The sequence below is a fragment of the Pseudomonas sp. L13 genome (assembly GCF_009935965.1).
GTDB lineage: Bacteria > Pseudomonadota > Gammaproteobacteria > Pseudomonadales > Pseudomonadaceae > Aquipseudomonas > Aquipseudomonas lactis.
The window spans coordinates 41,993-52,357 of sequence record NZ_QODJ01000046.1 but is presented as its reverse complement, the minus strand read 5'-3'; the positions used below and the strand labels follow the sequence as shown (position 1 = coordinate 52,357).

Sequence of the window (10,365 nt, the reverse complement as noted above, 5' to 3'; positions counted from 1 at the left end):
TTTGGGTCCTTCCAAAAGTGACCCGCTGTCAGAGCGGAACCCTAAGTGGCCGTTACCGCAGCAATGGATATGTACGCAATCCAACTGTGTTGACTGCCAGGCCGCCTTCGCAGGCAAGCCAGCTCCCACAGTTGGATCGTGGTGTGTCAGGAAGATCTGCGTCGGTTGGTAGGTTGTCACGGGAGCAAGCTCCCTCGCCACAGGTTCAGCGTCGCCGCGAAGTTGTGTAGACACCAAGCCACCGCAGCCCTTGGTTTACAAGACCTGCACCGCAGGTAGAATGGCGCCTCTGCCCAATCACCCGAGCGAACTTCATGGCGTTGCCGACCCTGCGTATCATCGGTTTCATCATCGGCATCTTCCTGATCACCCTTGCGGTCGCCATGGTGATCCCGATGGCGACCCTGGTGATCTTCGAACGCACCAGCGACCTGCCCTCGTTCCTGTGGGCCAGCCTGATCACCTTTATCGCCGGGTTGGCGCTGGTCATCCCTGGCCGCCCCGAGCATGTGCACCTGCGCCCCAGAGACATGTACCTGCTCACGGTCAGCAGCTGGGTAGTGGTGTGCATCTTCGCCGCCCTGCCCTTTTTGCTGACCCAGCACATCAGCTACACCGACTCGTTCTTTGAAAGCATGTCCGGCATCACCGCCACGGGCTCCACCGTGTTGAGCGGCCTGGACAGCATGTCGCCGGGCATTTTGATGTGGCGTTCGCTGCTGCACTGGCTCGGCGGTATCGGCTTTATCGGCATGGCCGTGGCGATCCTGCCGCTGCTGCGCATTGGTGGCATGCGTCTGTTCCAGACCGAATCCTCGGACCGCTCGGAAAAGGTCATGCCTCGCTCGCACATGGTGGCGCGCCTGATCGTGGCGGCGTATGTGGGCATCACCATCTTCGGCAGCCTGGCCTTCTGGTGGGCCGGAATGGGCGTGTTCGATGCGATCAACCATGCGATGTCGGCAATCTCCACGGGCGGGTTTTCTACCTCGGACGAGTCCCTGGCCCACTGGAAACAACCAGCGGTGCACTGGGTCGCGGTGGTGGTGATGATCCTGGGCAGCTTGCCGTTCGCCCTGTATGTGGCCACGTTGCGCGGCAACCGTCGGGCGTTGATCAAGGACCAGCAAGTGCAAGGCTTGCTCGGCCTGCTGCTGGTGACCTGGCTGGTACTTGGCACCTGGTACTGGTGGACCACCGACCTGCATTGGCTCGATGCCTTGCGCCATGTGGCGCTGAACGTGACATCGGTGGTAACCACCACCGGCTTTGCACTGGGGGATTACAGCCTGTGGGGCAACTTCTCACTGATGCTGTTTTTCTACCTGGGCTTTATCGGCGGCTGCTCGGGCTCCACCGCCGGCGGTATCAAGATCTTCCGTTTCCAGGTGGCGTACATCCTGCTCAAGGCCAACTTGAATCAGTTGATTCATCCGCGCGCGGTGATCAAGCAGAAGTACAACGGCCATCGCCTCGATGAAGAAATCGTGCGCTCGATCCTGACCTTTTCGTTTTTCTTCGCCATCACCATCTGCATGATCGCCCTGGCGCTGTCACTGCTGGGCGTGGACTGGATGACCGCGTTGACCGGCGCCGCCAGTACTGTATCCGGCGTGGGCCCCGGCCTGGGCGAAACCATCGGCCCGGCCGGCAACTTCGCCACCCTGCCGGATGCCGCCAAGTGGATCCTGTCCCTGGGCATGTTGCTGGGGCGTCTGGAGATCATTACCGTGTTTGTGTTGTGCATTCCGGCGTTCTGGCGTCACTGAGGGTCGACATTTGCTGCAACCGCGCCCGGTATTCGCCGGGCGTGGCATCGAACCAGCGGCGAAAGGCGCGGAAAAAATTACTCGGGTCGGCAAACCCCAGCAGGTAGGCGATTTCCAGCAAGGTCATGTTGGGTTGTGCCAGGTACTGCTCGGCCAGTTCGCGCCGGGTGTCATCGAGCAAGGCCTGGAAGCTGGTGCCCTCCTCCTGCAGCCGCCGCTGCAAGGTGCGCTGGGACAGGTGCAACGTCTGGGCCACCGCTTCGCGCTTGGGTTCGCCCTGAGGCAGCAGGCGGCACAGCACCTGACGCGCCTTGTGGGTCACGCGGCTTTCGGAAAAACGCGCCAGGTATTCACCGGCAAAGCGATCATGCAACAGCGCCATGGCTTCATTGGCTGTGGGCAGCGGCGCCTCCATGTCGGCCTGCTCGAAAATCAGTGCGTCATAAGGTGCATTGAATTGCAAAGGCGCGTGGAAGGCGTGTTGGTAGGGCGCCAAGTCCGCCGGCTGCTCGCCTTGCAGCAGCACTTTGCGCGGTTGCAGGGTGCGCCCGGTGAGCCAGCCGCACAGGGCCAACGCGCTGGCCAGCGAAGCCTCGGCGCTTTGGCGGGTGGGCGGCAGGTGATCGCCATGCACCGTCAGAATCAACGCATAGCCTTCGGGTAAAAGTCGGAAACTCAAGTCAGCGCTTTCGGCGATGATGCGCTGGTAGCGCACCAAGCGCATAAAGCCTTCGGCCAGGGTGTTGCTGGACATCAACGCATAACCGGCAACATGAAACGAGGCAGGCCGCACCACCTTGCCCATGTTCAGGCCAATCGCCGGGTTGCCCGACACCTCCACCGCGCGTTGCCACAGGCGGGTCATGGCGTCTTGCGGGAAGCGCGCATCGGGGTCAGTGAGGGACGCATAATCCAGGCCCAACTGCTTGAACAAGGCCCTGCAATCCAGGCCATCCATTTCCAGCGCCTTGACGATGCCCATCGCCCAGCTTGCAGAAGTTGTTCGTTCGCTCATGGCGTCTTCTTATTGAAAGCAGGCTCAAACGGCAGCCAGGAAGCCAAGGATACTAAAGTGGCATCTATTGTCACTGGCTGTTAGCACTGTTCACTCTAGACTCAAATAAGCTCCCCGCCGCGCACCCGTTGGCGGCACAACAACCAGAGGGCCGGTGACCGTGGAAAACATCAAGAAATTCAACAGTTTTGCCGAGTTCTACCCGTACTACCTGAGCGAACATGGCAACAGCACCTGTCGACGCCTGCACTTTATCGGCACCACCCTGGTAATCGGCATTCTCGCGTACGCCATCGGCAGAGGCTCATTGGCCCTGCTGCTGGCCTTGCCGCTCGCGGGCTACAGCTTTGCCTGGATAGGCCACTTCTTCTTCGAAAAGAACCGCCCCGCCACCTTTCAGCACCCGTTTTACAGCTTGCTTGGGGATTTTGTGATGTACCGCGACATGATCCTCGGCAAGGTGCCGTTCTAAATCCCTTGTAGGAGCGAGCTCGCTCGCGAAGCCCCCACAGACACCGCTGGCTACCTGACGCACTGCGTTATCGTTGACGCTTTTCGCGAGCAAGCTCGCGCCTACAGTCTTTTAAGAGAAAAATGGGCGAGACAGGCGAGATAAAAGTCTTTTTGTCATTTACGGTGCTGTATCCTGCCAAGGCTTTTTGAGAGCGCGGAATCACCTGCGATTGAAAAAACAGACCTTGCGAGGAGCGACCACGATGCACGAGATACCTAATCTCCCCTTCCCAAGCCTGCACCCAACTGAGCAGCCAACACCGCAGCAGGCCAGCGACAAGCAGCCTGAGGCCAAAGAAGCAAAACCAGTCGAGCGCGAAAGCCGGGACTGACGCCGTACCAGACCGAGTGGAAAGCGCGCCTTTGAGCGCTTTCCACACTGCCTGAATCATCCGAGACCTTCACTATGACCACTTCCCCTTCCGACACGCCGGACGCCGCTGTACTCGACGCTGCCTTGCAGATGGTCGAAGTCTGGAACCGCCTCAGTGCCGACAAGCAAGCGGCACTGCTCAAGCGCTTTGGCACTCAGGAAAACGCCCTGGCGGCCCTGGTGACCACCCAATTGCTGGCCCCCGCCCAAGTTTGATCGGCTTTAGTTCTGACGTTTTACATTTTTGCCGCCCTGCCCGGCCTGCGCGCCGGTATCATTAGCAGCCTATCTTTACCTGCTGCGACAGTGGATCTCTCCCATGCCAGATACCCAGCGCCCCATGGCGGTCACGCTGCAAGTTGTTTCCATCGTGCTGTTTACCTTCATCGGCTACTTGAATATCGGCATCCCCCTGGCCGTATTGCCCGGTTATGTGCATAGCCAGCTTGGCTATGGCGCCGTCATCGCCGGGCTGGTAATCAGCGTGCAATACCTGGCAACCCTGCTGAGCCGCCCCTATGCCGGCAAGATCATCGACAACCTGGGCAGCAAGCGCGCCGTGCTGATCGGCCTGGTGGGCTGCGGTTTGAGCGGCGTGTTCATGTTACTGGCGGCGTGGTTTTCCAGCCTGCCGGCCTTCAGCCTCGGCTGTCTGCTGATCGGGCGGCTGGTGCTGGGCAGCGCTGAAAGCCTGGTGGGTTCGGGCGCGATTGGCTGGGGCATTGGCCGTGTCGGCGCGGCGAACACGGCCAAGGTTATTTCCTGGAACGGCATCGCCAGCTACGGCGCGCTGGCAGTCGGTGCGCCGTTGGGGGTGCTGCTGGTCAGCCAGTTGGGACTGTGGAGCATGGGCGTCAGCATCATTCTGTTGGCCGTGCTGGGTGTGTTGTTGGCCTGGAAAAAACAAGCCGCGCCGATTGTCCCCGGCATCCGTTTGCCGTTCATGAATGTGCTGGGCCGCGTGCTCCCCCATGGTTGCGCGCTGGCATTGGGCTCTATCGGCTTTGGCACCATCGCCACCTTTATCACGCTGTATTACAGCACCCAGCACTGGGATAACGCGGTGTGGGCCTTGAGCCTGTTCGGTGCCAGCTTTATCGGCGCGCGCTTGCTGTTTGGTAATTTGATCAACCGCATTGGCGGGTTTCGCGTCGCCATCGCTTGCCTGTCGGTGGAAGTGCTAGGACTGCTGTTGCTGTGGCTGGCGCCGGATGCCCAGCTGGCGTTAGCGGGTGCGGCGTTGAGCGGTTTCGGCTTTTCCCTGGTGTTCCCAGCGTTGGGGGTAGAGGCGGTCAACCTGGTGCCGGCTTCCAGCCGTGGCTCGGCGGTAGGCGCCTATTCGCTGTTTATCGACTTGTCCCTGGGCATCACCGGGCCGCTGGCGGGCGCCGTGGCGGCAGGTTTTGGCTTTGCCTCGATCTTCCTGTTCGCCGCCCTCGCCGCTTTCGCCGGTTTGCTGCTGAGCGTCTACCTGTACCGCCAGGCACCCAAGGCCCGCGAAACACGCGATGCCTAGAAGTCGACCTTGCCGCGCCCGGCCTTGATGCTGCCGCGCTTGGTCTTGGACTCCAGGCGGCGTTTCTTCGAGCCCAGGGTAGGCTTGGTCGGACGGCGCTTTTTCTCGACCTTGGTGGCGCTCTGGATCAACTCCACCAAGCGCTCCAGCGCATCGGCGCGGTTCTGCTCCTGGGTGCGATATTGCTGGGCCTTGAGCACCAGCACGCCTTCGCTGGTGATCCGGCTGTCACGCAGCGCCAGCAGGCGCTCCTTGTAGAACTCCGGCAACGACGACGCCGGGATATCAAACCGCAGGTGCACCGCACTCGACACTTTATTGACGTTCTGCCCACCTGCACCTTGGGCACGAATAGCGGTCAGCTCGATCTCGGCATCGGGCAAGTGTACCTTGTTGGAAATCACCAGCATGGAAAATGTGGGCCTTGACAGAAGGGCTTAACGATACGCGCTGCAAGCCGCACGCGGTCAAAAAAATGTGGGAGCGGGCTTGTGTGGGAGTCGGGCTTGCCCGCGATGCAGGCACCGAGGTGTAACAGGTACACCGCGGTGATGCTATCGCAGGCAAGCCAGCTCCCACACAAGCCCGCTCCCACATTTAGCGCAGTATACGGCCTTACTTCGCCGTCAATGCTTGGACTGCGACGGACTGCTGCGCACGCTTGTTCTTGACCCAATAACACACACCCATGAACGCAACCCACACCGGGATCGCGTACACCGAGCGGTCAATGCCCGGAATCATCAACATGGTGCCCAAAATAAACACCACAAACGCTACACAGATGATGTTGCCATACGGGTACCACAACGCCTTGAACAACGGCACCTGGCCGGTGCGATTCATGTGCTGGCGGAATTTGAAGTGGGAGAAGCTGATCATCGCCCAGTTGATCACCAACGTGGCCACCACCAGCGACATCAACAGTTCCAGCGCGTCATGGGGCATCAGGTAGTTCATCAACACCGCCACCAGGGTGATCGCCGCCGAGGCCAGGATCGAACGCACCGGCACGCCGCGCTTGTCGATCTTCGCCAGGGCCTTGGGCGCATCGCCTTGCTCGGCCATGCCCAAGAGCATGCGGCTGTTGCAGTAGGTGCCGCTGTTGTACACCGACAGCGCGGCCGTCAGCACCACGAAGTTGAGGATATGCGCGGCGGTGTTACTGCCCAGCATCGAGAACACCTGCACGAACGGGCTACCGCTGTACGCATCGCCGGAGGCGTTGAGGGTCGCCAAGAGGCTGTCCCACGGGGTGAGCGACAGCAGTACCACCAAGGCACCGATGTAGAAAATCAGGATGCGGTAGATCACCTGATTGATCGCCTTGGGGATCACGGTACGTGGCTGGTCGGCTTCGGCAGCGGTAAAGCCGAGCATTTCCAGGCCGCCAAAGGAGAACATGATGATCGCCATGGCCATCACCAAGCCGCCGACGCCATGGGGGAAGAACCCCCCATGCTCCCACAGGTTGCTGACCGAGGCTTGCGGGCCGCCGCTGCCGCTGACCAGCAGGTAGCTGCCCAGGGCAATCATGCCGACGATCGCCACCACCTTGATGATGGCAAACCAGAACTCGGCCTCACCGAAGACTTTGACGTTGGCCAGGTTGATCGCGTTGATCAGCACGAAGAACGCCGCCGCCGAGACCCAGGTCGGGATCTCGGGCCACCAGTAGTGCACGTACTTGCCGACGGCCGTCAACTCCGACATACCCACCAGAATGTACAGAATCCAGCAGTTCCAGCCCGACAAAAAGCCGGCGAAACCGCCCCAGTACTTGTGGGCGAAGTGGCTGAAAGAGCCGGCAACCGGCTCCTCGACAATCATTTCGCCAAGCTGGCGCATGATCATGAAGGCGATAAAGCCGCAGATGGCATAGCCCAGGATCATCGACGGGCCGGCGGATTTGAGCACCCCGGCCGAGCCCAGGAACAGGCCGGTGCCGATGGCGCCACCGAGGGCGATCAACTGGATATGCCGGTTTTTCAGGCCGCGTTTCAGCTCGCCTGAAGAAGAATGGGGTCCACTCATGAAAAGGGTCTCACGCAAGGTTTGAAGAGGTGAATGCAGGTTGCTGCCGTGAATTACCGACTCAAGCAGCGCCGCTCAAACCCCAGCGCAGGCACCAGGAGTACAGCGTCTTTCTAATGGTCATGCGTCACCTGTTTGTTTTTATCTGTGACGAAATCGAACCCGTCCGGCTCGTGGCCAGGCGGAGTGATCAGGGGGATCAAACCCTGAGGTCTTGGCCTTTTGCGTGGGTACGCAAGGGGCGTCACAGTAAAACGCGGCGCATTGTACACCGCTCGACAGCTTCGGCACGCACCGGGAAAGTGCACAGCCGATTCTGTCAGCTAATGCTTACATCAGCGCAACGTCCAACAAAGCCAGGGCAGTTGCGTAAATCTGTCGTTACACCCCGGAAAATCTACGTTACAGCCAGACTTTGGCAGGCTTCAACGGAATTCTGTCAGTAGGCAACGTCTGAAGAATCGCTTCAGCCAATTCACTGTTTTGCCTAAATAAAAAAAATCGCCAAAAAACAGAAGAAAAAATCCAAATGAAACCGTGTCAATAAATTTTTTGCATTTCGAAACACTCTCTTCTAGGTTCTTTGCACTTGCCCACGAAGCCCGTGGGTGAGCCGTTCTCAATCAACGTCCTCTAGGAGATACACCATGCAAGCACTGGAAAACGACCTGGAAACCGAACTGCAACTCGACGATTGGTTTGAAGCGCCGACCCATGAGGCCGCCGTTGAAATGATGCAAGCCGATGCCGTTGTGCCTTTTGGCACCGCGATGTGGCCTTTCTAATACCCGGCAGGCATCCGGCAGGCGCTGTGCACGGCGCCTGCCCCCTTACCCAAGGCACAGAAGGACACCCGTCATGGACAAGGCCCGCGCCGTCGAACACTTTCTCTACTACCTTGCGCACCACCCGGCCCTCAACGGCCTGAACCGCCCTACCGTGTTGCTGGGCCATACCGAGCGCTATGACGCCATTGCCCAGGCGATCACCCACGGCAGCGCCGCCCGCTTCAACTTCCAACTGCAACGCCTGGACCTGGCGCCCAGCGACACCCTGGCCCAGGCCATTCAAACCTGCGACCTGTACCTGTTTCTCTATGATTCCTCCACGCTGCCCAACCCACGCGCCGAAGGCCCGGACTTTATCCGCGCCCTGCAAGATGTGATGGCCGAGCACTGGAAAAAATCCCTGCTGTTCAAGGATTACGGCGACTATTTCTACGACACCTTCAGCGTCGAGCCCCAACGCATCGCCGACCTCAACGCCACGCTGATCCGGCGCATGGCCCAGGCCAACGTGCTGAGCTTTACTGACAAGCACGGTTCGCGCCTGGAAACGCCGATGAGCAGCATCAAGAAGTGGACCAATATCAACGGCGTCGGCAACCACGACCTGGCCCCCGGCGAAATCGCCACCCACAGCGAAGCCATCAACGGCCAGGTGCGGTTTGTCGGCACCTTCCTCAGCACCATCCCCTTTGCGCGCAAATACGGCGTGCTGCAATCGCCGCTGGAGTTATGGATCGAAAACTCCACCGTTTGCAGCGTGGCCAGTGATGTGCCGGGGCTGGCGGATGATTTCAACAAGTACCTGAATGCCAACCCGTCCAACCGTCGTGTGGAGGAGTTGGGGATTGGTACCAATGAAGGGGTCAAGGACCTGTATGCGCGCAATGCCGGGTTTGAAGAGCGCCATTGCGGGTTGCACCTGGGCTTGGGTGGCGGGCAGAAGGGCAGCCATCACCTGGACCTGATCTTCGCCAGTGGGACTTTGGCCCTGGACGATAAACCGGTTTTCGATGGTCGATTTGCGTTTTAGGGCCAGCTACAAGTCGCGAGCTGAAAGCTTCAAGCAAAAAAAAGCGCCAACCTGTGAAGGCCGGCGCTTTTCTCTTGCAGCTTGAAGCTAAAAACTTGCCGCTGCTCTTAAGGCTTCTTGCGACCAAAACCAGGGCGCTGGCCGGAACCGGCCGGTGCGCCACGGCGCTTGCCCGACGGCTCATCGGCTACCAATTTCGGGCCAGGGCGCTTGTTCGCCGCTGGCTTGGCTGGGCGCTTGGTGCTGGCGTTATCGGCCGGGCGATCCTCACCACGGTTGCTGCGACCACCCGCCGGCGCAGGGCGCGGCGTACGTGGCGCACGCTCGCCTTCCTGACGCGATGGCGCGGTGGGGCGACGCTCGCCTTCAATGTGCGGCTGACGCGAGATACGGCCGCCGGTGGCCGGTGCATCCAACGCAGGGCGCAGGGTGCGGGTAACACGTTCGGTACGTGGCACCGGGCGCGACGATTTACGCTGCATACGCTCAAGCTTGTCTTTGCTCTTGGCGTTCATCTGCGGCATGGCAACCGGCGCCAGGCCCACTTCGGCGCTGAGGATGTCGACCTCGTACTGGCTCATTTCGCGCCAGCGGCCCATCGGCAGGTCGGAGTTCAGGAACACCGGACCGAAACGCACGCGCTTGAGGCGGCTGACCACCAGGCCCTGGGACTCCCACAGGCGACGCACTTCACGGTTACGGCCTTCCATCACCACGCAGTGGTACCAGTGGTTGAAACCTTCGCCACCTGGCGCCTGCTTGATGTCGGTGAACTTGGCCGGGCCGTCTTCGAGCACCACGCCCGCCTTGAGGCGTTCGATCATCTCGTCATCGACTTCACCGCGTACACGCACGGCGTATTCACGGTCCATCTCGTAGGACGGGTGCATCAGGCGGTTGGCCAACTCACCGTCGGTGGTGAACATCAGCAAGCCGGTGGTGTTGATGTCCAGACGGCCGATGTTGATCCAGCGGCCTTCTTTAGGCTTGGGCATCTTGTCGAACACGGTCGGACGGCCTTCCGGGTCGTCACGGGTGCAGATCTCGCCGTCGGGCTTGTTGTACATGATCACGCGGCGCACCGATTCGGCGGCCTCTTCACGCTTGATGACCTTGCCATCAATAGTGATTGCATCGTGCAGGTCGACGCGCTGGCCGAGGGTAGCCTCGACGCCGTTGACCTTGATACGCTTCTGAGTGATCCAGGCTTCGACGTCGCGGCGCGAGCCCACGCCGATACGCGCCAGCACCTTTTGCAGTTTTTCGCCTGCTGGGCCGATTTCCTGGTCTTTCTGGTCTTGGTCATTCATCGTAAGCACCTCCCGGT

At 60.3% G+C, this 10,365-nt stretch carries 10 protein-coding genes; 6 read left to right on the top strand and 4 right to left on the bottom strand.

What is annotated here, in order from left to right:
• Positions 1 to 314 precede the first annotated feature (314 nt).
• Positions 315 to 1,769, top strand: a complete 1,455-nt coding sequence (locus DK871_RS20920) for a TrkH family potassium uptake protein (protein WP_161906459.1) — start codon at positions 315 to 317, stop codon at positions 1,767 to 1,769.
• On the opposite strand, the gene DK871_RS20915 is transcribed toward DK871_RS20920, so the two are convergent.
• Positions 1,726 to 2,784: an AraC family transcriptional regulator gene (locus DK871_RS20915; protein ID WP_161906458.1), complete on the bottom strand. Its 1,059-nt coding sequence runs from the start codon at positions 2,782 to 2,784 to the stop codon at positions 1,726 to 1,728. The two genes, DK871_RS20920 and DK871_RS20915, sit on opposite strands and share 44 nt — an antisense overlap.
• A gap of 160 nt (positions 2,785 to 2,944) precedes the next feature.
• Between DK871_RS20915 and DK871_RS20910 the strand changes: the two genes are divergently transcribed.
• The 3 genes from DK871_RS20910 (at position 2,945) to DK871_RS20900 (ending at position 5,186) form a co-directional block, all read left to right on the top strand.
• Entirely contained in the window at positions 2,945 to 3,256 is a 312-nt protein-coding gene (locus DK871_RS20910; protein WP_161906461.1) for a DUF962 domain-containing protein, read from the top strand.
• A 447-nt stretch (positions 3,257 to 3,703) separates the two neighbouring features.
• Complete coding sequence (locus DK871_RS20905; RefSeq protein WP_161906457.1) at positions 3,704 to 3,886, top strand: hypothetical protein; 183 nt, start codon at positions 3,704 to 3,706, stop codon at positions 3,884 to 3,886.
• A 103-nt stretch (positions 3,887 to 3,989) separates the two neighbouring features.
• Positions 3,990 to 5,186, top strand: a complete 1,197-nt coding sequence (locus tag DK871_RS20900) for an MFS transporter (RefSeq protein ID WP_047711654.1) — start codon at positions 3,990 to 3,992, stop codon at positions 5,184 to 5,186.
• Here DK871_RS20900 and arfB read toward each other — a convergent pair.
• Positions 5,183 to 5,596 carry an alternative ribosome rescue aminoacyl-tRNA hydrolase ArfB gene (arfB, locus tag DK871_RS20895; RefSeq protein WP_161906456.1) on the bottom strand — a complete coding sequence of 138 codons (414 nt, stop codon included), beginning with the start codon at positions 5,594 to 5,596 and terminating at the stop codon, positions 5,183 to 5,185. The genes DK871_RS20900 and arfB overlap by 4 nt on opposite strands.
• Before the next feature lie 205 nt (positions 5,597 to 5,801).
• A complete protein-coding gene (locus tag DK871_RS20890; RefSeq protein WP_161906455.1) occupies positions 5,802 to 7,220 on the bottom strand; it encodes an amino acid permease in 1,419 nt (472 codons plus the stop codon).
• 647 nt (positions 7,221 to 7,867) lie between these two features.
• Between DK871_RS20890 and DK871_RS28665 the strand changes: the two genes are divergently transcribed.
• Positions 7,868 to 8,005: a hypothetical protein gene (locus DK871_RS28665; protein WP_003175756.1), complete on the top strand. Its 138-nt coding sequence runs from the start codon at positions 7,868 to 7,870 to the stop codon at positions 8,003 to 8,005.
• 73 nt (positions 8,006 to 8,078) lie between these two features.
• Positions 8,079 to 9,038 carry a leucyl aminopeptidase gene (locus tag DK871_RS20885; protein ID WP_161906454.1) on the top strand — a complete coding sequence of 320 codons (960 nt, stop codon included), beginning with the start codon at positions 8,079 to 8,081 and terminating at the stop codon, positions 9,036 to 9,038.
• A 107-nt stretch (positions 9,039 to 9,145) separates the two neighbouring features.
• Here DK871_RS20885 and rluB read toward each other — a convergent pair whose 3' ends face one another.
• The gene (gene rluB / locus DK871_RS20880) at positions 9,146 to 10,348 is read right to left on the bottom strand and encodes a 23S rRNA pseudouridine(2605) synthase RluB (RefSeq protein WP_161906453.1); all 1,203 of its coding nucleotides are present in this window, start codon (positions 10,346 to 10,348) and stop codon (positions 9,146 to 9,148) included.
• Positions 10,349 to 10,365: the final 17 nt, after the last annotated feature.